Consider the following 23,678-nt stretch of genomic DNA (forward strand, 5'->3'; position numbering starts at 1 on the left):
CCGACCATGGCCAGCCCGACCGTGTCCCGGGTGCGGCGGCAACTGCCGTCCAGCCCCTGGCTGTTCGCCGCCCCGGGCCTGCTGATCACCGGCGCGTTCATCCTCTACCCGTTCGTCTCCACCCTGGTCAACGCCTTCACCGACCGCCGCACCCTGATCCCGGGGGAGTTCGTCGGGCTCGCCAACTTCCGCGAACTGCTCCACGACGACATGTTCTGGATCGGGCTGCGCAACAGCACGCTGTACGTCCTCGGCGTCGTCCCCGCCCTCGTCGTCCTGCCCCTGCTGCTCGCGCTGCTCGTGCAGAAGAACATCCCCGGCATCACCTTCTTCCGGTCCGCCTTCTACACCCCGGTCGTCGCCTCGATCGTCGTCGTGGGACTGATCTGGGTGTGGCTGCTCGACGAACGCGGCCTGGTGAACTCCCTGCTGGAGGCCATCGGCGTGGGCCGGGTCGGCTTCCTCAGCGACCAGTGGCTGCTCCTGCTGTCCGCCATGGCCGTCACGGTCTGGAAGGGCCTCGGCTACTACATGATCATCTACCTTGCCGCGCTCGCCAATGTGCCGCGCGAGCTGCACGAGGCCGCGGCCGTCGACGGGGCCGGTGCCGTCCGGCGCTTCCTCACCGTCACCGTGCCCGCCGTCCGCTCCACCATGGTCCTGGTCGGCGCGCTGTCCTCGGTCGCCGCGTTCAAGGTGTTCTCCGAGGTGTACCTGATGGCCGGGCCGAGCGGCGGCCCCGCGGGCGAGGACACCACCCTCGTGATGCTCGTGCAGCGCACCGGCACCGGTCTGACCGGCCGGGTCGGCTACGCCTCTGCGATCTCCGTCGTCGTCTTCGTCGTCACCGTCGCCCTGATGCTGCTCGTGCTGCGCGCCGACCGGAAGGACGCGTCATGACCGTCGTCGACAAGGCGCCCTCCGCCCCCGCACGGCCGGCCGCCCCGCGCGAACCCCGGATCACGGACGAGCACGGCCGGCGCGTCCGCGTCTGGGAGCTCGCCCTGCGCTATCTGCTCCTGCTGGGGGTGCTCGCGCTCACCGTCGGGCCGTTCCTGTGGCAGTTGTCGACGTCCCTCAAGGGCCCCACCGAGGACATCTTCAGCTCCCCGCCCCGGTTCCTGCCCGCCGACCCCACCGTGCACAACTACGAACGGGTCGCCGACACCATCCCCGTCTGGGACTACGCCCTCAACTCGCTGAAGGTCGCCGCCGCCAACGTCGTCACCAACTGCGTCGGCGCGGCGCTCGCCGGCTACGCGCTGGCCCGGCTGCGCTACCGGGGCCGTACGGCCGCCACGCTCGCGTTCATCCTCGCGATGCTGGTGCCGGTGGAGGGCATCATCATCGCCCAGTTCACCACCATGCGGGACCTCGGCCTGAACAACACCCTCATCGGGGTCGTCCTGCCCGGCTGCGTCAGCGCCCTCAACGTGCTGCTGATGCGCAACGCCTTCCTCAACCTGCCCTACGAGATCGAGGAGGCGGCCTTCGTCGACGGCGCCAACGTCTGGCAGCGCTTCCTGCGCGTCGCCGTGCCGTCCGTCAAGGGCACCCTCGCGGTCGTCGCGATCTTCGCCTTCATGGGCGCCTGGGACGACTTCCTGTGGCCGCTCATCGTGCTCAGCGACCCGTCCAAGTTCACCCTGACCATCGGCCTCAACTATCTGCACGGCACCTTCGCCAACGACGAACGCCTCGTCGCCGCCGGCACGATCATCGCCGTCGCCCCGCTGATCGCCCTGTTCGCCTGCCTCCAGCGCTACTTCTTCCGCGGGGTCGGCGAGGGCGCCGTCAAGGGCTGAACCACGACTTCCCTCGCACCTCCGTCACAAGGACACGCATGCCTTCTGCCGTCCGCTTCGGCGTCAACTACACCCCGAGCGAAGGGTGGTTCCACCACTGGCTGGACTTCGACCCGGACTCCGTGCGCGCCGACCTCGACTCCATCGCCGCGCTCGGCCTGGACCACATCCGCGTCTTCCCGCTGTGGCCGTACTTCCAGCCCAACCGCACCCTGATCCGCGGACGTGCCGTCGAGCACCTGGTCGAGCTGGTCGACGCCGCCGCCGAACGCGGCCTCGACGTCAACGTCGACGGTCTGCAGGGCCACCTCAGCAGCTTCGACTTCCTGCCCGCCTGGACCCGCACCTGGCACCGCCGCAACCTCTTCACCGACCCGGACGTCCTCGACGGCCAGGCCGCCTACCTCCGAGCCCTCGCCGCCGCCCTCGCCGACCGCCCGAACTTCCTCGGCATGACCCTCGGCAACGAGGTCAACCAGTTCTCCGCCGGCCCCCACCCCGACCCCGACCGGGCCACCGAGGACGACATCGACCGCTGGCTCACCCGGATGCTCGCCGCCTGCGAGGAGGGCGCCCCCGGCCGGCTGCACCTGCACGCCGAGTACGACGCCACCTGGTACCAGGACGACCAGCCGTTCACCCCCGGTCAGGCCGCGCGGCACGGCGCCGTCACCGCCGTCCACTCCTGGGTGTTCAACGGCACCGCCCAGCGCCACGGCCGCGCCTCCGTCCCGTCCGAGCACCACGCCGCCTATCTGATCGAGCTCAGCAAGGCGTGGGCCGACGATCCGCACCGCCCCGTGTGGCTGCAGGAGGTCGGCGCGCCCGCGCCCCTCGTGCCGCCCGAGCACGCCGCCGCGTTCACCGAGGCGACCGTCGCCAACGCCCTGGACTGCCCCGGCCTGTGGGGCGTCACCTGGTGGTGCTCCCACGACGTGTCCCGCGATCTCGCCGACTTCCCCGACCTCGAGTACGGCCTCGGTCTGCTGACCAACGACCGCACGCCGAAGGACACCGCCCGGGTGCTGGAGCGCGCGGCCCGCGCGACACCCCGCACGCCCGCCCCGCGCACCACGGCCCTGACCGTCCCCGCCGATCCGGCCCGCCGCTCGCTCTGCGCCCCGGGCGGCCCCGTCTTCGACGCCTTCTTCCGGCTCACCGCCGACGGCGCCCGCCCCACCACCGTCCTCGACACCCGCGCGGACGACCCCGCCCACCTCACCGCACGTGGCATCACCGAGGTCGTCGCTCCCGATCAGGTACTCCCCACCCCCCAAGGAGGCACCCGCTCGTGAACCCCACCAGACGGACCGTCCTCATCGCCGGCGCCACCGCCGCACTCCTGCCGTCGCTCCCCGCCCAGGCAGCCGGGAAGGCACCCGCGGGCCCGCCGTACGCGTCCTATTGGTACCCGGACTCCCTGCCCGACGGGACACCCGGCCCCGGGATCACCTGGCGCAGCCTGAAGTCCTGGCGCCCGGCCGACGACGCCGACCTCGCCCTCAACGCCTCCACCGTCCCGCTCGCCCCCCGCTTCACCCCGGCCCCGGCCAACCCGACCGCCCGCGCCGACCAGGCCCGGATCCAGTCCCTGGTGTCCTTCGGGCACACCGCGAGCAACCCGTCCCAGGGGGCGGCCACCGCGGACTACTACGCCCTCACCCACTGGGCGTACATCGACGAGCTGGTGTTCTGGGGCGGCTCCTCCGGCGAGGGCCTGATCCTCGCGCCGAACGCCCCGATCGTGGACGCCGCCCACCGGCACGGCGTGCCCGTCCTCGGCAACGTCTTCCTGCCGCCCGTCGCCTATGGCGGCCAGTTGCGGTGGACCCGCGACCTGGTGCAGAAGGACGCGGCGGGCCGGTACCCACTGGCCGCGAAGCTCGTCGAGGTGGCGAAGGTGTACGGCTTCGACGGCTGGTTCGTCAACGCCGAGACCGGCGGCGGCGACCCGGCGCTGGGCGCGGACATGCTCGGCTTCCTCCGGGAGCTGCGGACCCGGGCCCGCGCCGAGGGACAGCGGGTCACCTGGTACGACTCGATGACCGTGAGCGGCTCGGTGAGCTGGCAGGGGGCGCTCAACGCCCAGAACGAGCCGTTCTTCCGGGCCGCCGACGACATGTTCGTGGACTTCCGCTGGACCCCCGCCGAGCTCGACGCGTCCGGGCAGCGGGCGGAACAACTCGGCCGGGAACGGCACGAGTTGTGGGCGGGAGTCGACGTCGAGTCCAACGGCTGGAACACGTCTGTCGACTGGGACGCCATCGTGCCGCGCGACCGGTCCCACGTCGTGTCGCTCGGCTTCTACCGGCCCGAGTGGACCCGCAACCACCTGCCCGCCGACCGCAGGACACCGGGCGACTTCCACGCCGCCGACGACCGCTTCTGGACCGGACGGTCCCTCGACCCGTCCCGCCCGGACGGCACCGACGGCTGGCGGGCCCCTGCCGTATCCGTCGCCGACCGGTCCACGGTGACCCGGCTGCCGTTCGCCAGCGTCTTCAACACCGGGCACGGCCTGCGCTGGTACGAGAAGGGGACGGTCACCTCGGACACGCCCTGGAACCACCTCGGGCTCCAGGACCGGCTGCCCTCCCGCCGCTGGGTCGTCCGCACCGACGGGCAACGGCCCACCGTGGCCTTCGACTTCGAGGACGCGTGGCACGGCGGATCCAGCGTGCTCGTCGCCGGTGACCTCGACCGGCCCGCCGTCCTCGACCTGTACGCGACCCGGCTGCCGCTCACCCGGGACACCGTCGTCGAACTGACCCACCGCACCGACGCCGGGAACGTCGACGTGGAACTCGCCGTCGCCACCGCCGACCCCGCCACCCCGGGGGCGTCACCGCCGTACACCTACCACTCCGTGCCCGCCGCCGGCGGCTGGACGACCACGACCGTACGGCTCACCGGGCTCAAGGGCACCCTGCACGCCCTCGGGGTGCGGCTCACGCCGGCCGGTGGCGGTCCCGTGCGCTGGCGGCTCGGCGGCATCGCCGTGCACGACACGGCACCCACGCCCGCCGCCCCCTCCGGCTTCCGCGTCACCGCCGCGTCCGGCGGCGATCTGCGCTTCGCCTGGAACACCGCGCCCGGCGAGACCCGTCACCACACCCTGCACCGCGTGCTGCCCGACGGCACCCGGCGATTCCTCGGCGGCACCTGCCAGCGTGCCTTCTTCGCCGGAGGGCTGCGGCCCGAACCGGGCGAGAAGGCGGCACGGTTCGAACTGCGCGCCGTAGGGGAGCTGTACACCACGTCGGCCCCCGTGACCGTGACCCACCGCTGGTGACACCCGCCCGGACGACCTACCGATGGAGCATCCCCCATGCATGACGACCGCACCCTGGTCGAAGCCCGCCTGAAGCGCGTCCTCGACGAGCGCATCCGCCCCGCCGTGTACCCGGAGTCCATACCGCTGGACGTCGCCGTGTGGCACGCGCCGGACGAGCCGGTGCCCGTCGCCGAGGGGCTCGCCGCGGCGCCCGAGCCGATCCAGGTCGGCTCCCGCTGGGGCGCCCCCTGGGGCACCAGCTGGTTCCGGGTCACCGGCACCGTCCCCGAGGCATGGGCGGGACGGACCGTCGAGGCGCTGCTGGACCTCGGCTTCGACGAGAACATGCCCGGCTTCCAGTGCGAGGGCCTGGTCTACCGGCCCGACGGCACCCCCGTGAAGGGCCTCAACCCCCGCAACCAGTGGGTGCGCGTCGCCGCGCCCGCCGAGGGCGGCGAGGAGGTGCGCCTGCACATCGAGGCCGCCTCCAACCCGGTCATCCTCGACTACCACCCCTTCCTGCCGACCCAGTTGGGCGACAAGGAGACCGCGGGCAGTGAGCCGCAGTACACCCTGACCCGGATGGACCTCGCCGTCCTCGACGAGGAGGTCTGGCAGCTGGTCGTCGACCTGGAGGTGGTCGGCGAGCTGATGGCCGAGCTGCCCGTCGACTCGGCCCGCCGCTGGGACCTCCTGCGGGCCGTGGAACGGGCCCTGGACGCCCTCGACCTCCAGGACGTCAACGGCACCGCGGCCGCCGCCCGCGCCCGCCTCGGCGACGTCCTCGCCGCGCCCGCCGTGCCCTCCGCCCACCGCATCAGCGCCGTCGGGCACGCGCACATCGACTCGGCGTGGCTGTGGCCGCTGCGCGAGACCGTGCGCAAGGTGGCCCGGACCACCTCCAACATGACGGCGCTCGTCGAGGACGAGCCCGACTTCGTCTTCGCCATGTCCCAGGCGCAGCAGTGGGCGTGGGTGAAGGAGCACCGGCCCGAGGTGTGGGCGCGGGTGAAGAAGGCCGTCGCCGACGGACGGTTCGTGCCGGCGGGCGGCATGTGGGTGGAGTCGGACACCAACATGCCCGGCTCGGAGGCGATGGCCCGGCAGTTCGTGCACGGCAAGCGGTTCTTCCTCGACGAGTTCGGCATCGAGAACGACGAAGCCTGGCTGCCCGACACCTTCGGCTTCGCCGCGGGACTGCCGCAGATCATCAAGGCGGCGGGCTCCAAGTGGCTGCTGACGCAGAAGATCTCCTGGAGCCAGACCAACAAGTTCCCCCACCACACGTTCTGGTGGGAGGGCATCGACGGCACCCGGATCTTCACCCACTTCCCGCCCGTCGACACCTACAACTGCTCGATGAAGGGCAGCGAGATCGCCCACGCGGCCCGCAACTTCAAGGACAAGGGCCGCGCCCGGCACTCGCTGGCGCCCACCGGCTGGGGCGACGGAGGCGGCGGCACGACCCGCGAGATGATCGCCAAGGCGGCCCGGCTGCGCGACCTGGAGGGCTCGGCGACCGTCGTCTGGGAGACCCCGGACGCCTTCTTCCGCAAGGCCGAGGCCGAGTACCCGGACGCGCCGGTCTGGGTCGGCGAGCTGTACCTGGAGCTGCACCGGGCCACCCTCACCAGCCAGGCACAGACGAAGCAGGGCAACCGGCGCAGCGAGCATCTGCTGCGCGAGGCGGAGCTGTGGGCGGCGACGGCCGCGGTGCGCACCGGCTTCCCCTACCCGTACGAGGAGCTGGACCGGATCTGGAAGACGGTGCTGCTGCACCAGTTCCACGACATCCTGCCCGGCTCCTCCATCGCCTGGGTGCACCGCGAGGCCCGCGCCACGTACGCCCGGCTGGCCGGTGAGCTGGAGGCGATCATCGACGCCGCCCAGCGCGCGCTCGCCGGGGAGGGCACGGCCGACCTCGTCTTCAACGCCGCGCCGCACGACCGCGCCGGGGTACCGGCGGGCGGCGCGCGGACACCGGCGACCGAGGGCCGTACGGCCGTCACTCCGCGCCCGGACGGCGGTTTCGTCCTCGACAACGGCACGCTGCGGGTGGAGATCGACGCACGCGGCCTCGTCGTCTCCGCGTACGACGCCGAGGCCGACCGCGAGACGGTGGCGCCGGGCGGCGCGGCCGGACTCCTCCAGCTCCACCCGGACTTCCCCAACATGTGGGACGCCTGGGACGTCGACGCGTTCTACCGGCACACCGTCACCGACCTCACCGACGTGGACGAGATCACCGCCGTCGACGGCGGGGTGCGGATCGTGCGGTCCTTCGGCGACTCCCGCGTCACCCAGCGGCTGTCCCTGGCGCCGGGGGAGCGGCGGGTGCTGTTCGACACCGAGGTCGACTGGCACGAGACGGAGAAGTTCCTGAAGCTCGCGTTCCCGCTCGACGTGCACGCCGAACGCTACGCGTCCGAGACGCAGTTCGGGCATTTCCACCGGCCCACCCACACCAACACCAGCTGGGAGGCCGCCAAGTTCGAGGCGTGCAACCACCGGTTCGTGCACGTCGAGGAGCCCGGCTGGGGCGTGGCCGTCGTCAACGACTCGACGTACGGCCACGACGTGACCCGGACGGTCCGCACCGACGGCGACCTGGGGACGACCACCACCGTCCGGGTCTCGCTGCTGCGCGCCCCGCGCTTCCCCGACCCGGAGACCGACCAGGGCGTGCACCGCTTCCGGCACGCGCTGGTCGCGGGCGCCGGGATCGGGGACGCCGTACGGGAGGGCTGGCGGATCAACCTGCCCGAGCGGCGCCTCGCCGGAGCCGGGGAGGTGGCCCCGCTGGTGACCGTCGACCGGGACGCCGTGGTGGTCACGGCCGTCAAGCTGGCCGACGACGGCAGCGGGGACGTGGTGGTCCGGCTCCACGAGGCGCACGGCGGCCGGGTGCGGGCCACGCTGACGGCCGGTTTCGAGGTGGCGGACGTGACGGCGACGGACCTGCTGGAACGCCCGCTTCCCGAGACGCCGGCGTACGAGGGCCGTCGGGTGGCGCTGCGGCTGCGGCCCTTCGAGCTGGTGACGCTGCGGCTGCGGCGAGCGTGACACCGCCCCCGGCGGGAGGCGTCAGCCGAAGGCGGGCACGATCTCGTGGGGGAGGTCGACCCGGACGCCCTCGTCCTGCTCGAAGCGCGCGGGCTCACCTCACCCGCGTACACGGACGTCGACCTGACCGTCCGCCGCGGCGAGGGCGTCGGACTCGCCGGGATCAGCGGCAGCGGCAAGGTGGAGCCGGCGGAGTCCTTCGCGGGGCTGCACACCCCGACCGGCGGCACCGCACGACTCGACGGTGAGCGGTTGCCGTTCGGCGAGGTGCGGGCCGCCCTCGACCCCGGCGTCGCCTGTGTGCCCCGCGACTCCTGCTGCTCGCCGCCGAGTTCGGCGTCCCCGTCCGCCCGCACGCCGGCGGGGTCGGGCTCTGCGAACTCGTCCAGCATCTGTCGATGTTCGACTGCGTCGCGGTCAGCGGCACCACCGAGGACCGCGTCATCGAGTACGTCGACCATCTGCACGACCACTTCCTCGACCCGGTGATGATCAGGGAAGGTCACTGCACGGCACCCACCGCGCCGGGGTTCTCCGCGGCCATGCGGCCCGAGTCCCTGGCGCGGTACTCCTACCCGGGCGGCGCCTTCCGGGCCGCCGGCCTCCAGACACAGCGGAAGGAGCACACGGCATGAGCGACTTCGAGGGACTCACGGCGCTGGTGACGGGAGGCGCCTCCGGCATCGGCCGGGCCACGGCCGACCTCCTCGCCGAGCGCGGCGCCCGCGTCGCCGTCCTCGACCTCGACCCGTCCTCCGTCGACGAGCCGCTGCTCGCGTACCGCGCCGACGTCACCGACGACACCTCCGTCCGGGCGGCCGTCGCCGACGCCGTGGCCGCGCTCGGCGGACTCGACGTGCTGGTCAACAACGCGGGCGTCGGGGCCCAGGGCACCGTCGAGGACAACGACGACACCGAATGGCACCGGGTCCTGGACGTCAACGTCCTCGGCATGGTCCGCGTGGCCCGCGCCGCGCTCCCGCATCTACGGGCCTCCGCGCACGCGGCGATCGTCAACACCTGCTCCATCGCGGCGACCGCCGGGCTTCCGCAGCGCGCCCTCTACAGCGCGTCCAAGGGCGCCGTGCACGCCCTCACCCTCGCCATGGCCGCCGACCACGTCCGCGAGGGCGTCCGTGTGAACTGCGTCAACCCCGGCACCGTGGACACCCCGTGGGTCGGGCGGCTGCTCGACGCGGCACCCGACCCGGCCGCCGAACGCGCCGCGCTGGAGGCCCGCCAGCCCACCGGACGGCTCGTCTCCGCCGCCCAGGTGGCCGGTGCCATCGCCTATCTGGCGAGCCCGCTGTCCGGCGCCACCACGGGTACCGCCCTCGCCGTCGACGGCGGCATGCAGGGACTGCGCCTCAGGCAGGTGGCCCGGTGAACCGGCTCGGCCGCACCGGCGTCCAGGTCAGCCCGCTCGGCTTCGGCGGGGCCGCCATCGGCAACCTCTACCGCGAGGTCGGCGAGGAGGAGGCGCACGAGGCGGTGGCCGCCGCCTGGGACGCGGGCATCCGCTACTTCGACACCGCCCCCCACTACGGACTCGGCCTGTCCGAACGCCGCCTCGGTGCCGCCCTGCGCCGGTACCCGCGCGACGCGTACACGATCTCGACGAAGGTAGGCCGCCGGCTGGAGCCCGTGCCCGGTGCCACCGGCGACGACCTGGCCGACGGCTTCGCCGTCTCCGCCGACCGCCGCCGCGTATGGGACTTCAGCGCGGACGGCGTACAGCGCACCCTGGAGGCCGGCCTGGAGCGGCTCGGCCTCGACCGGGTCGACGTCGTCTACCTCCACGACCCCGACGACCATGGCGAGCAGGCCTTCCGCGAGGGCTATCCGGCGCTGGAGAAGCTGCGCTCCGAGGGCGTCGTGGGCGCGATCGGCGCCGGGATGAACCAGACCGCCATGCTGACCCGCTTCGTCATGGACACCGACGTCGACGTGGTGCTGTGCGCCGGCCGCTACACGCTGCTGGACCAGAGTGCCCTGGACGACCTGCTGCCGCTGGCCGTCGAGTGCCGTACCTCCGTCGTCGTCGGCGGCGCCTTCAACTCCGGTCTCCTGGCCGATCCGAAGCCCGGCGCGACCTACGACTACGCCCAGGCACCGCAGCCCCTGGTCGAGCGGGCGCTGCGCATCAAGGAACTCGCCGGGCGCCACGGCATCACCGTGCGGGCCGCCGCCCTGGCCTTCTGCGCCGCCCACCCGGCCGTCGCCAGCGTCCTCGTGGGCGCCCGGACCGCCGCCGAAGTGGCGGACTGCGCCGAGCAGTTCGCGACGCCCGTGCCGGGGGAGTTCTGGCGGGAACTGCTCGAGTCCGGTCTGCTGTCCGAGGAGGCATCCCCATGAGAGTCGCCCTGCACACCCGGGTCCGCGCCGACCGCGTCGACGCCTACGAAGCCGCCCACCGCGACGTCCCGAAGGAGCTGACGGACGCCATCCGGGCGGCCGGCGCGACCTCCTGGACGATCTGGCGCAGCGAGCAGGACCTCTTCCACGTCCTGGAGTGCGAGGACCACGGCCGTCTCCTCGCCGAACTGGAGGAGTTGCCCGTCAACGTGGCCTGGCAGGCCCGTATGGCCCAGCTCCTCGACGTGGTGCACGACTACTCCCGCGACGGCGCCGACGCCGTCGCGGGCCTGCCGGTGGTGTGGGAGCTGCCGTGACGATCGTCGACGCCCACCACCACGTCCGGGACCTGTCCGTGCGCGACCAGGACTGGATCACCGGCCCCGAACTGGCGCCGCTGCGCCGGGACTTCGGCGTCGGCGACCTGCTTCCCGAGGCGCGGGCCGCCGGGGTCGGCCATACCGTCGTCGTCCAGTCCGTGACCGTTCCCGAGGAGACCCCCGAGCTGCTCGCGCTCGCCGAACGCCACGAACTGATCGCCGGGGTCGTCGGCTGGGCCGACCTCACCCGCCCGGACGTCGCCGCGGAACTGGCCCGGCTGCGGGAGCTGCCCGGCGGCCGGTATCTGAAGGGGATACGCCACCAGGTGCAGGCCGAACCCGATCCGGGGTGGCTGCTGCGCCCGGACGTCCGGCGCGGTCCCACCGCACTGGAGGAGGCCGGGCTGGTCCACGACCTGGTCGTCCTGCCCCACCAGCTCCCGGCCTGCGTCGAGGCGGCCGTCCGCCACCCCGGCCTGCCCTTCGTCCTCGACCACCTGGGCAAACCCCCGATCGCCTCCGGCGCCCGCGAGCCGTGGGAGTCGGCGGTGCGCGCGCTCGCCGCGCTGCCGAACACCGTCTGCAAGCTCTCCGGCATGGTCACCGAGGCCGACCACACCCGCTGGACCGTCGAGGACCTGCGCCCGTACGCCCACACCGTCCTCGACGCCTTCGGACCCGCGCGGCTGATGTACGGCTCGGACTGGCCCGTGTGCACCCTGGCGGCTTCCTACGGGCAGGTGCTCGACGCGGCGCGCCCTCACCGCCCCGGCCGACCGCGGTCAGATCTTCGAACGCGCGGCCGTCCGCGTCTACGGCCTGTGAGCGCTGCCCGCGAGCCGGGTCGGCGGCAGGTACTCGCGTACGAACGTCCGCTCCCAGCACGCGCCCGTCTCCCGCAGCTCCCGCCATGTCGTGTAGCGGTAGCGGAAGAGCCGGGCCCTGACGAAGCGCGGCGGCTCGTCCGGTGGGAACGGTGAGCGGCGCAGCAGTCGCAGCGTGGCGCGGTCGTTCTCGAGCAGCCGCTCCAGCAGCGTCCCGAACCACGACCCCGCGTACGACGGCGACAGCGCGGCGAACCACATCAGCCAGTCCAGCCGCAGATGGTAGGGGGCGAACTGGCGGGGCCAGCGGCGCGGATCACCGGGCTTGCCCTTGAACTCGTACTCCCGCCATTCCGAGTCCTCGCGCGCAGTGTCGTCGAGGGTGCCCTCGATCACGACCTCGTGGCGGACCCGGCTGACACTGCCGAAGGCGCCGTACGTGTTGACCAGGTGCAGCGGGTCGAAGGAGCGGTTCATGACCTGGCGGCGGGAGATCATGTTGGCCACCGGGCGGTAGCTGAGACCGACCAGCAGCGCGGCCACCACGAGGACCGTGACCTCGTACCACAGGGGCGCGCCCGGCCGGTCCGGCGCATCGGCGGGGAACGCGACCGCCGACAGGGCCAGCACGATGGTGATCCAGTTCAGCCAGGCGAAGTTCCCGGACAGCACCAGCCACAGCTGGGTGACGATCATCAGGGCCGCCGCGGCCGTCGCGACCGGCTGCGGGGTGAAGAGGAGGAACGGCACCACCAGCTGGGTGACGTGGTTGGCGGCCACCTCGACCCGGTGCAGCGGCTTCGGCAGATGGTGGAAGAACCAGCTCAGCGGCCCCGGCATCGGCTGGGTCTCATGGTGGTGGTCCAGACACGTCAGCTTCCGCCAGCACTCGTCGCCCCGCATCTTGATCAGCCCCGCGCCGAACTCGACCCGGAACAGGATCCAGCGCAGCAGGAACAGCACCACGACCGGGGTCGCCACCTCGTCGTTGCCCAGCCAGACCGCCGCGAAGCCGACCTCCAGGAGCAGGGACTCCCAGCCGAAGGAGTACCAGGTCTGGCCGACGTTCACGATCGACAGATACAGGAGCCACGGCACCAGCCACAGCAGCAGGGCCGCCCACAGCGGCACCAGGGAGTCCATGCCGGCGAGCAGCGCCGCCGACACCGCGCAGCCCGCCCAGGCGCCGCCGGCGAAGAAACGGTCCGAGTAGTGCAGTTGGAACAGGCTCGGCGCCGCCCTGAACGGCACCCGCGCCACGAAGCGCGGCACGGGCAGCAGACCGCGCTCGCCCAGCAGCGCCCGGAACTGCAGCGCCGCCGTCAGGAACGCGACCAGATACACCCCGGCCAGGGCGCGCTGGAACACCAGCCGACTCGTCTCGTACTCCGGTGCGACGAACCAGTCCACGGCCGCGCCCTCCACTCCCGGTCCCCGTGCCCCGCCATGCTCTCGCCCTGCCATGGTGGCGCCCCCGCCACACCTGCCGCGCCGCCTGTCACTCCTTCGCGCGCCGCCCACGGCCCCCTCCCGCCGCCCCGGTCGAAGAATCGGACAAATGCTGGCAAGGTGGGCGCATGGTTGATCGGGGAGCGAGCGCCCTGTCACTCCCGGACGACTGGCCCACCCACCCGGAACCGATCCTGGCGCTCAACCGCATGGGCAGCTTCGACTGGGACCTGGACAGCGGGCTGTTCCACATGGACGCCCAGGCCCACGAGGTCTTCGACCTGCGCCCCGACGAATACGACGGCCACCCCGAGAGCCTCGCCGTCCGCGTCCCGACGACCGAGGGCTTCCGCCTCGACACCCTGGTCTCCCAGGCCCTGAAGGACGGCAGCGAGAACTACGGCGCCTACTTCCGCATCCGCACCCGCTCCGGCACGCTGCGCTGGACCCACACCCAGGGCTACATCCGGCGCGACGAGACCGGCCGGCCGCGCCGCATCATCGGCATCGTCCGCGACGCCACCGAGGAGCTCGCCGAGAGCGAGGAACGGCGTGAACAGGCCGCCGCGGACGAGGCGCGCCGGCAGCAGACCAACGTCGTCCAGCTCACCACCGCCGCCCTCGCGCACGCCCGCACCGTCCAGGACGTCATCGACATCCTCAAGGACACCCAGGGCCTCACCCACCTCGGGGCCACCAGCCTCGTCATGGGGCTCCTCGAGGCCGGCAGCCGCATCCGGCTCGTCGCCGAGGGCCCGTCGGGCAGCTTCGTCCCGGGGACCCTCGTCACCCGGATCGACGAGCAGTACCCGATGAGCGAGGTCGTCCGGACCCTCAGCCCCCGTTTCATCGAGTCACCGGAGGAGTTCGCCGAGAGCTACCCGATCCTCTGGCCGCACATCACCGATCTGCACATCACCTCCGCCGCCTATATGCCGCTGATCGCGCAGGCCCGCCCGATCGGTGCCATCGGGCTGCTCTACAGCGACCGGGCCGGATTCTCCGCCGAGGACCGCAACGTCCTCGTCGCGCTCGGCAGCAGCATCGCCCAGAGCCTCCAGCGGGCCATGCTCTACGAACAGGAGAAGGACCTCGCCACCGGCCTCCAGCAGGCCATGCTGCCGCGCACCATCCCCAGCGTGCCCGGCGCCGAGGTCGCCGTCCGCTACCGCGCGGCCGGCGCCGCCGGCAGCCTCGGCCGGGACATCGGCGGCGACTGGTACGACCTGATCCCGCTGCCCGGCGGCCGGGTCGGCGCCGTCATCGGCGACGTCCAGGGGCACGACACGCACGCCGCCGCCGTCATGGGCCAGCTCCGCATCGTGCTGCGCGCCTACGCCGCCGAGGGCCACACCCCCGCCACCGTCATGGCCCGCGCCTCCGTCTTCCTGCACGAACTCGACACCGACCGCTTCGCGACCTGCCTGTACGCCGAGGCGGACCTGTCCACCGGGGTCGTCCAGGTCGTCCGCGCCGGCCACATCGACCCGATGCTGCGCGCCCCCGACGGCACCTGCCGGCGCGTGGCCGTCGAGGGCGGGCTGCCGCTCGGTCTGTCCGCCGAGTTCGGCAGCCTGGAGTACCCGGTCGGCACCCTGGAGCTCGACGCCGACCACACCCTCCTGCTCTGCACCGACGGCCTGGTCGAACTGCCGGGCGACGACCTCGACGACGGCATGCACGCCCTCAGCGACCTCATCAGCGCCGGACCGCTCGACGTACGGGAACTCGCCGACCGGCTCATCGACGTGGCCGAGGAACGCGGCGGCGACGACGACGTGGCCCTGCTCCTGCTGCGCCGCCGCGTCCTGGACACCCCGCAGGCCGGCGGACGGCTCCAGCAGCACGTCGCCCCCGGCGACCCCGAGGCGCTCACCGGCGCCCGGCACATGATCCGCGCCGCCGTGCGCGCCTGGAGCGCCGGGGACCGCGCCGACGAGATCGAACTGGTCGCCGACGAGCTGATCACCAACGCCCTCATGCACACCGAGGGCGCCGCCGTGGTCACCCTGCGGGTCCTCGCCGGCTCCGAACGCCGGCTGCGCGTCGAGGTCGAGGACTCCTCCAGCGCGCTGCCCCGGCGCCGCGAGGCGGGGGAGTCCGGGGTGTCCGGCCGGGGCCTGCTCCTGGTCGACCTGCTGACCGACGTGTGGGGCGTGGAGGCGCGGGGCGGCGGCAAGGCCGTCTGGTGCGAGTTCGTGGTGCCGGAGCGGGACTGACGGCGTTGTCGGCGGCGGATGGCACTCTGGACGTATGCCGGAACTCCCCGAGGTGGAAGCGCTCAAGGACTTCCTCACCGAGCACCTGGTCGACCATGAGATCGTCCGGGTGCTGCCCGTCGCGATCAGCGTCCTGAAGACGTACGACCCGCCCGCCGACGCGCTGCAGGGCCACCGCGTCACCGCCGTGCACCGGTACGGCAAGTTCCTCGACCTGGAGACGGACGGCGGACCGCGTCTCGTCACCCATCTGGCGCGAGCGGGATGGCTGCACTGGAAGGACCCGCTGCCCAGCGGTGTGCCGCGCCCCGGCAAGGGGCCGCTCGCCCTGCGCGTCGCGCTGGAGACCGGCGCCGGGTTCGACCTGACGGAGGCCGGCACCCAGAAGCGGCTCGCGGTGTACGTCGTCCGGGACCCGCAGGAGGTGCCCGGCGTCAGCCGGCTCGGCCCCGACCCGCTCGCGGACGACTTCGACGAGGCGCGTTTCGCCGCCCTGCTGGAGGGCGAGCGCCGCCAGATCAAGGGCGCCCTGCGCGACCAGAGCCTCATCGCCGGGGTCGGCAACGCCTACAGCGACGAGATCCTGCACGCGGCGAAGATGTCGCCGTTCAAGCTGGCGGCCTCGCTGACGCCCGAGGACGTCAGCCGCCTGTACGAGGCGCTGCGCACCACGCTCACCGAGGCGGTCGAGCGCTCGCGCGGGATCGCGGCCGGACGGCTGAAGGCGGAGAAGAAGACCGGTCTGCGCGTCCACGGCCGCACGGGTGAGCCCTGCCCGGTGTGCGGCGACACCATCCGCGAGGTGTCCTTCAGCGACTCCTCGCTCCAGTACTGCCCGACCTGCCAGACCGGCGGAAAACCCCTGGCGGACCGCCGCCTGTCCCGCCTCCTGAAGTAGCCCCCGTCTCAGGTCAGGCTGCGCGTGGCCAGCCATGCGACGAAGGCGAGGACGGCCAGGACCAGGGCTGGGACGGCCAGCCAGCGCGCCGGCGAGGTGAGGGCCTTCGTGAGCGCGGTGGAGCCCTGCGTGTACCGCTCCGGCCGGGCCCGCAGATCATGGCGTGCGACGGTGCCGAGGACGAGCGCGACGACGGCGGTGAGGACCGAGGCGACGAGCAACGGCACGGTGCCGGTCCCCTCGACGAAGGAGCCCAGCGACCGCGCGTCCCCCGTACCGGCGTCGGCGAAGTCCCGCACGGCCCGCACCCCCGAGACCGCGGCCGCGACAAAGGTGCCCACCCCGGCAAGGGCGGCCACCAACGCGCCCCCGCCCATCACGACGGCCCGCCGGAAGGGCGCCGGGGCGCGAGCCCTCTCCGGCCTCCGCGGCGCCCCCTCGGGCCTCCGCGGCGCCCCCTCGGGCCTCCGCGGCGCCTCTGGGGGCCGCGGCGGGATGCCGGCCGGGGCGACCTGCGTCTCGGCGTTGTGGCGATCGGTGCCGCCGGAGGGCCGGGTGTGCGGGGCGCCATCGGCCGGTCGGGGCCGTGTCCGGGGCGGGGCATCGGGGGACGGGGCGAGCCGTGTCTCGTCGGCCGCGCGTGCGTGTGCCGCCTCCGAGCCGGCGGGTGGGGAGGGCGGCGCGCCGGGGGACGGGATCACGGGGGTATCGGCGGCCGGGTGCGCGGGGGCCTCGTGCGGGGCGTCGGCGGTGGACGGGACGCGCCGCTCACCAGGGGGCACCGCCGAGTGGGCGCGTGCCTGGTCCGGAGCCGGGGCCGCCGTCGCCCGGGCGTGCCCCTGACCGGAGGCCTTCGCGTCGGCCGGTGCCGCCGGCAGCTCCGCCTCGACGTGGATCACCGTCTCGTCGGCCACCCCCTTCAGCAGGATGTCCGCGCTCAGCCGGCCCTCGGCCGCCGGGTCGACGGTCACGTCCAGGCCGTCGTCCGTCTCCGTGAGCCGCAGCCAGGGTTCCGTCGGCTGGGCCACGAACGCGCGGGCGAGGGGCAGGCCCCCGAGGGTCACCGTCTTGTGCGGCACGGGCGCGTCCTGGAGCAGCCGGCCGAAGTCGAGGCGGCCGGTCGACGGCTGGAGGCGGATCTCCCGCAGATGGGCGCTCGCGGTGTCCGCGACCTGGCGCATGTCGTTGTGGGCGACGTCGAGGAGTGCCTGCCGCGCGCCCTCGGCGACGGGCAGGGTCTCGCTCTGCAGGCGGTAGCGCAGTTCGGCGACCGCGCCCAGCCGGGTGAAGTGGTTCTTGCTGTGGAGGGCGGTCCGCCAGGACGCCGGTATGGGTTCGGGCGCGATCACGACCTGGCGCCGGCGCCGGCTGTGCGCGAGATGCAGCTCGCCCTGCATCTCCACGGTCTTGCCCGGCGTCTGGTGCGGGTTCTGCCCCCGCACCCGGTCGTAGACGTAGTCGTACAGGTCGTCCAGGGAGATCTCGCCGTCCGCGTCGAGGTCCGCCTCGCCGGTGTCGAGGCCCTGCACCACGGCGCCGGTGAACACCGAGGGCCGCGGGGCGGTGTCCTCGGTGAGGTCTCCGCCCTCGACGGCGTACTCCATGGAGCTGGACGCCGTGATGACGGCCCAGCCCCGCCCCCCGGCCGGCCTCTCCGTGGCGAAGGAGTCCAGGACGTTCACGTCTCCGGTGGACCGTACGCCGGACGAGCTGCGGGAGAACGCCCCGCCGTAGCAGCAGTCCAGGAACAGCACGGTCCGGCCCGCCCGGCTGCGGGACATGCACCGGCGTACGAACTGCGCGGGCACCGCGGTCGCCTCCAGCAGCAGCGGCTCGGTGTCGCTGGCGGCGAAGTACAGCTCGCCGGACTCGCTCTTGATCCCGTGGCAGGAGAAGTGCACCACCAGGGTGTCGTCGCGGCGCCGGTCGGAGAAGAAGTGCTCGATGCGCCGGCGCAGGACGTACGAGGGCTGGTTGCTGACGACGTCCACGTCGAAGTCGCCGATCTGGGGGTCGCCGAGGACCTCGGCGAGCGCGTCGGCGTCGTGACCGGGCGCCTTGAGCTGCTTCAGGGCCCGATCGTCGTACCGCTCGTTGGCGATGATCAGCGCATGCCGGGTGTCCGTCATGGCCGGGCCTCCGTGGTGGCGGAGTGGCGCCGTACGAAGGCCTCGAGGGCCTGGGCGACCTGCTCGTCGGAGGCCTCCGAGATCTCCAGGACGTCGTCGTCCATGACCAGCCGCAGCGCCGGACGGCTCTCCGCGCGGGTGCCGCGCCGGACCCGGCCGAACCAGTCCCGCAGCACGGTGACCACCTGGTTCAGGGCGGTGACGGAGGTGCCGAGCGTGACGAGCAGCGCGCCGAGCTGGGCGGCGTCCACGGCCCGCGCGCCGGGCGGTGCCGGTCCGCCGGGGACGGCCGTCACGCGGTCCACGTCGAGCTGGAGCAGTTCCTCGCGCAGATAGCCGGTCAGCTCCGCCACCCGCTCGGGATCGGCTTCGGCGTCGCTGAGGTCGATGCGCATGATGCGTTCCACCGGATCAGCCCCTTCGCGGTGTTCACAGCGAACGGTGGCTCCCCGTCCTTCTTACAGTTTCCGCTGCTCACAGGGGTGCGGCAACTGCACGCACAGGGCGCGGGGCTGACGGAACTTCACCGTTCAACCGGTGTCATCCGGCCTTCAGCGTCACCAGGTGTTCGCCGTCCGCCGTCCGCACCTCGTAGCGTGCGATCTCGTCGGCCTGCATCGCCGAGGCGCCCTTCATGGTGTTCTCGCGGGCGTCGTGGTGGGCGGCCGACCAGCTGGTCACCGTCTCCTCCGCGCCGTCACGGCCGACGGCGATCAGATGGCAGGCGCGCGGGCCGGCGCCGTCCTTCACCTTGAGCTCGACCTGGGTGCCGTAGACCTCGTTCTCCGTCCTGACCTGCGCCCACACGCCGGAGCGCGCGTCGGTGGCCTCGACGACCTGACGGGTGTGCTCCTCGCCGCTCGCCATGAGCGCGACGCCCGGTCCGACCAGCGCGATCACCACCGAGGCGGCCAGCGCGTAGACGGTGCGCCGACGGGCCGCGCGATGCCGTACGGCCACCGCGTCGAGCAGCCGGTTCAGCATCTGCGGGCCGGGCTGCGCCATGGGGTGCACGAACCGCGGCGTCGACCGCCGGTACAGCATCAACTGGCGGGTGACGGGCCCGAACTCGGTCACGTGTGCCGTGCACTGCGGGCACTCCATGAGGTGGTCCTCGAAGCGGAACGCCTCCGCCTCGCTGAGCACGCCGAGCGCGTACGCGGCGACGTCGCGATGCCTCTCCAGGGACCTCATGCCGAATCCTCGTGCCGTTGGGTGTGGGGTGTGTTACTCCGTGCGCCCATTGGTACGCACCGGACGGCCGAAACACTCAAGCCACACACAGATTCGCAACCAAGGGATTCGGAGCGGTGGGCGCCGAGGATTGGTCCCGGGGGAGAACTTCTCAGAAAAGGTGGATGGCCAGGTGTCCCAGGGGCAGTCCGAGCTGCCAGGCGGGCGTCCAGACCTTGGGCCCCTCGTCCTCACCGGACACGCTGCCGCCTCCCGGCACCGCGTTCAGATCGGGCGCGAGCAACTCGGTCTCCTGCAGCCAGCGCCAGGCCGCCTCGGCGAGCCGCAGATCGGGCGCGGGAGCCCCGGACTCGGCGGCCTGCGCCGCCAGCTCGGTCATCCGCTCACGCACCCAGTACTGCCACGGCTGGTCGTAGGCGGTCAGGGAGAGCCAGGTCTCCAGCTGGGTGACGACCCGGATGCCGGACAGCTCGCCGTCGGTGTCCGACAGGAAGATGGTCAGCGCCAGCGCGTCGCGGCCGGCGCGGAACTCGAAGGACGTCGGTGGCATGAGATCACCGGTGCGCAGCAGCTCGTCGGCGATGTACTCGGCGTACAACCACGCCATGGGGACGGTGAGTTCACCGCCGCCTGTGCCGTCCGTGCTCTCCTGACCTGTGTGCAGCATCCCTTCCTGCCTTCCTCCGGTGGGTGCGTCGCCCCACCCCGGGGTCGTGGGCCGTTGCCCTATCCGGAACACGGATGGGGACAGCCGATTACTCAACCGGGGTGTTCAGCAAGGCGCTTTACGGAGGTTTGACTCAGCCTTCGGTTTCACCGCAGGTCGGGCGCGTATCCCGGAAGCACCCTGCGCAGGGCGCGGAGCGCGTAGTAGGCGCGCGACTTCACCGTACCGGGCGGAATCCCGAGGGTTTGCGCCGCTTCCGCCACACTCGCCCCCTGGAAGTACACGAGCACCAGGACGTCACGGTGCTCGCGAGTGAGAGTCTTCACAGCCTCGCGGACGTCGAGCACCTCGGCGGCCCGCTCGGCGTGGTCGGACATGACGCGGGCGTTCTCCAGGACCGCGTCGCCGACCTCGGCCGGCCGCGCCTGCCGCGCCCGTCGCGCGTCGATGGCGAGCCGCCGGGCGACGGTCATCAGCCACGGGCGGACGGAGTCGAAGTCGTCGGCGCGCAGGGCCTCGGGATGCTGCCAGGCGCGCACCAGCGTCTCCTGCACCAGATCCTCGGCGCGCTGCCGGTCTCCGTCGCAGAGCCGGAGGAGGAGCGCGAAGAGGGGCCGGCCGTGCTCCCGCTGCAGTGCGGCGAGCTCGTGCTCGGCGGTCGTCCTGTTCGTGAGGGTCATTCCGGCCGTCATGGCCGTATCGCAGCGCAGGCCCGCGACGGGGGACAGGGCGTGCGCACGGACCTGCGGCGGACGGTCGATCGCGTCGGTGAACGGTGCGGTGAACGGTCCCTTCCGCCTGCGGCCGATGCGCGGACGGGCTAATCGGAGTGGCCGAATTGTTTGCGATGGTGTCCCGCTTCGTACCTATTTGATGCGTATATACGACCACAAGGGGTGAGCTGATGATCGCACGCAGTCGGCTTGTGGCCATCGCTGTCACAGCCGTCCTCGCCGCAGGCGCCGCCTGCCAGGCCCACAACCGCGAGGTCGCGGGCCGACCGGGCCCCTCCGCCGGTCCCCGCGGCTTCACACTCGTCGCCACCGGCGACGTGCTGCCGCACACGTCCGTCATCGACCGCGCGCGCTTCGACGCCGGAGGCAAGGGGTACGACTTCCGTCCGATGCTCGCCGGGGTGAAGCCCCTCGTCTCCGCCGCCGACCTGGCGCTGTGTCATATGGAGACCGTCTACGGCGAGAACGGCGAGTACACCGGCTACCCCCTGTTCAAGTCGCCGCCGGAGGTCGCCCGCGCTCTCGCCACCACCGGCTACGACGGCTGCTCCACGGCCTCCAACCACAGCCTGGACGACGGCGCGGCCGGCATCCTGCGCACACTGAACGCCCTCGACGAGGCGAAGGTGAAGCACGCCGGCACCGCCCGCTCCGAGGGCGAGTCCCGCACCGCGACCGTGTTCCGGGCAGGACCGGCCCGGGTCGCGCATCTGTCGTACACCTACGGGGTGAACGATCTGCCGCTGCCGCCCGGCCAGCCCTGGGCGGTGAACCTGATCGACAAGGAGAAGGTCGTCGCGGACGCCCGCGCCGCCCGCAAGGCCGGCGCCGACGTCGTCGTGGTGTCCCTGCACTGGGGCACCGAGTGGCAGGACGCCCCAGACGAGGAGCAGCTGACCCTCGCCCGCGACCTCACCGCCGCGCGCACCGGCGACCGCCCCGACATCGACCTGATCCTCGGCACCCACGCCCATGTCCCACAGGCCTACGAGAAGGTCAACGGTACCTGGGTGGTCTACGGCATGGGCGACCAGATCGCCGGCCCGATGTACAACGACCAGGGTGTGCAGGACCCGCGCGGCAACGAGTCCACGCTCGGCCGCTTCACCTTCGAGCCGCCCGAGGAGAAGGGCGGCCGCTGGGAGGTGGCGAAGGCGGAGTTCCTCCCGCAGCTCTTCGACGTCGACGCCGGCCGCACGGTCGACCTCAACCGGGCCGTCGCGGGCGGCGCGGACCTGCGGGGGGTGCGCGACCGCATCCGGGACGTCGTCCTCAGCCGGGGCGCGGCGGAGGACGGCCTGGAGATGGGGAAGTAGCCGCGTCGGCGGAGGGCGGCCTGGAGATGGGGAAGTAGCCGCGTCGGCGGGGGGGGGGCGGAGTTGGCGAAGGAGGCCGGGGTCAGCCGCCGTCGGCGCGCTCCATCAGCCGCAGCAGCTCGCCGAGGACCCGTACGCACCCCGTCACCTCGGCGTCGGTCAGTTCGCCGCCGGTCTCGCGCAGCGCCCGGTGCTCGCGCGCGAGCACGGCCGTGATCGCCTCGCGGCCGGTGTCGGTGAGCCGGATGAGCGAGGAGCGCTGGTGGGCCGGGTTGGGGGTGCTCTCCACCAGCCCCTGCGCGGCCGCCTCGTTCACGGTGCGCTGCACGAACTGGCGGCTCACCGCCAGGGCGCGGCCCATCGAGGGGACCGTCAGCGGCCCCCGTTTGTGCAGCAGGTCCAGGACCGCCCGGACCGTGACGGACAGGCCCTCGACGGCCTCGCCCTGCTCGACCTTGCGCTGGGTCAGCCGGTACAGCGGGCCCACCAGGTCGAAGACCTCGGTGAGCCGGCGGCCCAGCTCGTCGGGGGGAAGGGGCTTGCCGGTGTCGTTCACCCGCCCATCATGACACCTCGGTTGTCAAAACGGCGAGAAGATGACACCTTGGTTGTCATGACAGCTGCTGTGGAACCCAGCTTCTTCCCCTCGGCCGACGGCGACCTCGCCCACCTCGACACCGGCTCCGGCGACCCCGTCGTCCTGATCCACCCCGGATACGTCGACCACCGCGCCTTCGCCGATCAGATACCGGCGCTCGCCGCCCACCACCGGGTGATCGCCCCCGACGTACGCGGCCACGGACTCTCCGCCAATGCCACCAAGCCCTTCCGCTGGGCCGACGACCTCGCCGCCCTGCTGCGCCACCTCGGCACCGGCCCCGCGGTCCTCGTCGGCGTCTCCATGGGCGGCGTCGTCGCCATCGACACCGCGCTGGAACACCCGGACCTGGTCCGGGCGGTGGTCACCTGCGGCGCCGCCACCGGCGACTTCACCTACACGGACCCGTGGACGCGGGGCATCCAGGCCGAGTACGCGCGCACCCTCGGCGCCGGCGACATCGAGGGCTGGCTGACCGCCTTCCTGCGGGTGCTCCCCGGCGAACACCGCGACGCCGCCGACGTCGACCCCGAGATCGCCCGGCGGCTGCGCGAGATGGCCCTGCACACGATCTCCAAGCACACCCCGGACGAGAAGGACCGGCTCGTCCCGGTCACCGGCTCCTGGGCCCGGCTGCCCAAGCTCGACGTCCCGCTCCTGGCCCTCAACGGCTCCCTGGAACCCGCCGACATGCTCGACGCCGCCGAACGGCTCGCACGGGCCGTCCCGCACGGCCGCACCGCCACCGTCGACGGCGTCGGCCACTACCTCAACATGGAGAAGCCGGACGACTTCAACGCGATCGTCCTCGACTTCCTGCGCACCCTCTGACA

General features: G+C 72.8%; 19 protein-coding genes and 3 pseudogenes. 15 read left to right on the plus strand and 7 right to left on the minus strand.

Annotated elements, in window-relative coordinates; all coding sequences use genetic code 11:
- The first annotated feature begins 6 nt into the window (after positions 1 to 6).
- The 11 genes and pseudogenes from DC008_RS30530 to DC008_RS30580 all read left to right on the plus strand — a co-directional run bounded on the left by DC008_RS30530 (position 7) and on the right by DC008_RS30580 (position 11,642).
- Entirely contained in the window at positions 7 to 900 is an 894-nt protein-coding gene (locus DC008_RS30530) for a carbohydrate ABC transporter permease (RefSeq protein ID WP_108709737.1), read from the plus strand.
- Complete coding sequence (locus DC008_RS30535) at positions 897 to 1,805, plus strand: carbohydrate ABC transporter permease (RefSeq protein WP_108709738.1); 909 nt, start codon at positions 897 to 899, stop codon at positions 1,803 to 1,805. Before DC008_RS30530 ends, DC008_RS30535 begins: the two co-directional genes overlap by 4 nt.
- Before the next feature lie 38 nt (positions 1,806 to 1,843).
- Positions 1,844 to 3,100, plus strand: a complete 1,257-nt coding sequence (locus DC008_RS30540) for a glycoside hydrolase 5 family protein (RefSeq protein ID WP_108709739.1) — start codon at positions 1,844 to 1,846, stop codon at positions 3,098 to 3,100.
- A complete protein-coding gene (locus DC008_RS30545; protein ID WP_108709740.1) occupies positions 3,097 to 5,097 on the plus strand; it encodes an endo-beta-N-acetylglucosaminidase in 2,001 nt (666 codons plus the stop codon). The genes DC008_RS30540 and DC008_RS30545 overlap by 4 nt, the downstream gene beginning before the upstream one ends.
- Positions 5,098 to 5,133: 36 nt before the next feature.
- A complete protein-coding gene (locus tag DC008_RS30550; protein WP_108709741.1) occupies positions 5,134 to 8,142 on the plus strand; it encodes an alpha-mannosidase in 3,009 nt (1,002 codons plus the stop codon).
- A 54-nt stretch (positions 8,143 to 8,196) separates the two neighbouring features.
- Positions 8,197 to 8,454: pseudogene (locus DC008_RS30555) on the plus strand (ATP-binding cassette domain-containing protein); the annotation flags it as partial.
- Positions 8,454 to 8,777: pseudogene (locus DC008_RS30560) on the plus strand (enolase C-terminal domain-like protein); the annotation flags it as partial. The pseudogenes DC008_RS30555 and DC008_RS30560, both read left to right, overlap by 1 nt.
- Positions 8,774 to 9,529 carry an SDR family NAD(P)-dependent oxidoreductase gene (locus DC008_RS30565; RefSeq protein ID WP_108709742.1) on the plus strand — a complete coding sequence of 252 codons (756 nt, stop codon included), beginning with the start codon at positions 8,774 to 8,776 and terminating at the stop codon, positions 9,527 to 9,529. The pseudogene DC008_RS30560 and the gene DC008_RS30565, both read left to right, overlap by 4 nt.
- Positions 9,526 to 10,497, plus strand: a complete 972-nt coding sequence (locus DC008_RS30570; RefSeq protein WP_108709743.1) for an aldo/keto reductase — start codon at positions 9,526 to 9,528, stop codon at positions 10,495 to 10,497. The genes DC008_RS30565 and DC008_RS30570 overlap by 4 nt, the downstream gene beginning before the upstream one ends.
- Positions 10,494 to 10,814, plus strand: a complete 321-nt coding sequence (locus DC008_RS30575) for an L-rhamnose mutarotase (RefSeq protein ID WP_108709744.1) — start codon at positions 10,494 to 10,496, stop codon at positions 10,812 to 10,814. The genes DC008_RS30570 and DC008_RS30575 overlap by 4 nt, the downstream gene beginning before the upstream one ends.
- Positions 10,811 to 11,642, plus strand: a pseudogene (locus DC008_RS30580) (amidohydrolase family protein). The gene DC008_RS30575 and the pseudogene DC008_RS30580 overlap by 4 nt, the downstream one beginning before the upstream one ends.
- Here DC008_RS30580 and DC008_RS30585 read toward each other — a convergent pair.
- On the minus strand, positions 11,630 to 13,051 hold the full coding sequence (locus DC008_RS30585; RefSeq protein WP_108710941.1) for a lipase maturation factor family protein: 1,422 nt from the start codon (positions 13,049 to 13,051) through the stop codon (positions 11,630 to 11,632). The pseudogene DC008_RS30580 and the gene DC008_RS30585 overlap by 13 nt on opposite strands.
- A gap of 167 nt (positions 13,052 to 13,218) precedes the next feature.
- Here DC008_RS30585 and DC008_RS30590 point away from each other — a divergent pair, with 167 nt between their 5' ends.
- Both DC008_RS30590 and DC008_RS30595 read left to right on the plus strand, forming a co-directional pair.
- A complete protein-coding gene (locus DC008_RS30590) occupies positions 13,219 to 15,309 on the plus strand; it encodes a SpoIIE family protein phosphatase (RefSeq protein WP_108709745.1) in 2,091 nt (696 codons plus the stop codon).
- A gap of 34 nt (positions 15,310 to 15,343) precedes the next feature.
- Entirely contained in the window at positions 15,344 to 16,207 is an 864-nt protein-coding gene (locus DC008_RS30595) for an Fpg/Nei family DNA glycosylase (RefSeq protein WP_108709746.1), read from the plus strand.
- 8 nt (positions 16,208 to 16,215) lie between these two features.
- On the opposite strand, the gene DC008_RS30600 is transcribed toward DC008_RS30595, so the two are convergent.
- The 5 genes from DC008_RS30600 to DC008_RS30620 form a co-directional block, all read right to left on the minus strand.
- Complete coding sequence (locus DC008_RS30600; RefSeq protein ID WP_108709747.1) at positions 16,216 to 18,336, minus strand: caspase, EACC1-associated type; 2,121 nt, start codon at positions 18,334 to 18,336, stop codon at positions 16,216 to 16,218.
- Positions 18,333 to 18,743 (minus strand): hypothetical protein, encoded by a 411-nt coding sequence (locus DC008_RS30605; protein WP_123954046.1) that lies wholly within the window; start codon positions 18,741 to 18,743, stop codon positions 18,333 to 18,335. Before DC008_RS30605 ends, DC008_RS30600 begins: the two co-directional genes overlap by 4 nt.
- A 133-nt stretch (positions 18,744 to 18,876) precedes the next feature.
- Positions 18,877 to 19,530, minus strand: a complete 654-nt coding sequence (locus tag DC008_RS30610) for a zf-HC2 domain-containing protein (protein WP_108709749.1) — start codon at positions 19,528 to 19,530, stop codon at positions 18,877 to 18,879.
- A gap of 151 nt (positions 19,531 to 19,681) precedes the next feature.
- Complete coding sequence (locus tag DC008_RS30615) at positions 19,682 to 20,197, minus strand: hypothetical protein (RefSeq protein WP_108709750.1); 516 nt, start codon at positions 20,195 to 20,197, stop codon at positions 19,682 to 19,684.
- Between the two features lie 146 nt (positions 20,198 to 20,343).
- Positions 20,344 to 20,889 (minus strand): sigma-70 family RNA polymerase sigma factor, encoded by a 546-nt coding sequence (locus tag DC008_RS30620; RefSeq protein ID WP_055618981.1) that lies wholly within the window; start codon positions 20,887 to 20,889, stop codon positions 20,344 to 20,346.
- A gap of 212 nt (positions 20,890 to 21,101) precedes the next feature.
- Here DC008_RS30620 and DC008_RS30625 point away from each other — a divergent pair, with 212 nt between their 5' ends.
- The gene (locus tag DC008_RS30625) at positions 21,102 to 22,247 is read left to right on the plus strand and encodes a CapA family protein (RefSeq protein ID WP_108709751.1); all 1,146 of its coding nucleotides are present in this window, start codon (positions 21,102 to 21,104) and stop codon (positions 22,245 to 22,247) included.
- An 82-nt stretch (positions 22,248 to 22,329) separates the two neighbouring features.
- Here DC008_RS30625 and DC008_RS30630 read toward each other — a convergent pair whose 3' ends face one another.
- Complete coding sequence (locus DC008_RS30630; protein ID WP_108709752.1) at positions 22,330 to 22,803, minus strand: MarR family winged helix-turn-helix transcriptional regulator; 474 nt, start codon at positions 22,801 to 22,803, stop codon at positions 22,330 to 22,332.
- Positions 22,804 to 22,860: 57 nt separating this feature from the next.
- On the opposite strand from DC008_RS30630, the gene DC008_RS30635 reads away from it, so the two are divergent.
- On the plus strand, positions 22,861 to 23,676 hold the full coding sequence (locus DC008_RS30635; RefSeq protein ID WP_108709753.1) for an alpha/beta fold hydrolase: 816 nt from the start codon (positions 22,861 to 22,863) through the stop codon (positions 23,674 to 23,676).
- Positions 23,677 to 23,678 lie beyond the last annotated feature (2 nt).

The organism is Streptomyces nigra (assembly GCF_003074055.1).
Lineage (GTDB): Bacteria > Actinomycetota > Actinomycetes > Streptomycetales > Streptomycetaceae > Streptomyces > Streptomyces nigra.

Bases quoted from the DNA above. Each gene is read 5' to 3' on its own strand.
- DC008_RS30590 (WP_108709745.1), top strand. From the start codon at position 13,219: ATGGTTGATCGGGGAGCGAGCGCCCTGTCACTCCCGGACGACTGGCCC.
- DC008_RS30575 (WP_108709744.1), top strand. From the start codon at position 10,494: ATGAGAGTCGCCCTGCACACCCGGGTCCGCGCCGACCGCGTCGACGCC.
- DC008_RS30595 (WP_108709746.1), top strand. From the start codon at position 15,344: ATGCCGGAACTCCCCGAGGTGGAAGCGCTCAAGGACTTCCTCACCGAG.
- DC008_RS30625 (WP_108709751.1), top strand. From the start codon at position 21,102: ATGATCGCACGCAGTCGGCTTGTGGCCATCGCTGTCACAGCCGTCCTC.
- DC008_RS30535 (WP_108709738.1), top strand. From the start codon at position 897: ATGACCGTCGTCGACAAGGCGCCCTCCGCCCCCGCACGGCCGGCCGCC.
- DC008_RS30615 (WP_108709750.1), bottom strand. From the start codon at position 20,197: ATGCTGCACACAGGTCAGGAGAGCACGGACGGCACAGGCGGCGGTGAA.
- DC008_RS30610 (WP_108709749.1), bottom strand. From the start codon at position 19,530: ATGAGGTCCCTGGAGAGGCATCGCGACGTCGCCGCGTACGCGCTCGGC.
- DC008_RS30565 (WP_108709742.1), top strand. From the start codon at position 8,774: ATGAGCGACTTCGAGGGACTCACGGCGCTGGTGACGGGAGGCGCCTCC.
- DC008_RS30600 (WP_108709747.1), bottom strand. From the start codon at position 18,336: ATGACGGACACCCGGCATGCGCTGATCATCGCCAACGAGCGGTACGAC.
- DC008_RS30540 (WP_108709739.1), top strand. From the start codon at position 1,844: ATGCCTTCTGCCGTCCGCTTCGGCGTCAACTACACCCCGAGCGAAGGG.
- DC008_RS30550 (WP_108709741.1), top strand. From the start codon at position 5,134: ATGCATGACGACCGCACCCTGGTCGAAGCCCGCCTGAAGCGCGTCCTC.
- DC008_RS30635 (WP_108709753.1), top strand. From the start codon at position 22,861: ATGACAGCTGCTGTGGAACCCAGCTTCTTCCCCTCGGCCGACGGCGAC.
- DC008_RS30530 (WP_108709737.1), top strand. From the start codon at position 7: ATGGCCAGCCCGACCGTGTCCCGGGTGCGGCGGCAACTGCCGTCCAGC.
- DC008_RS30620 (WP_055618981.1), bottom strand. From the start codon at position 20,889: ATGACGGCCGGAATGACCCTCACGAACAGGACGACCGCCGAGCACGAG.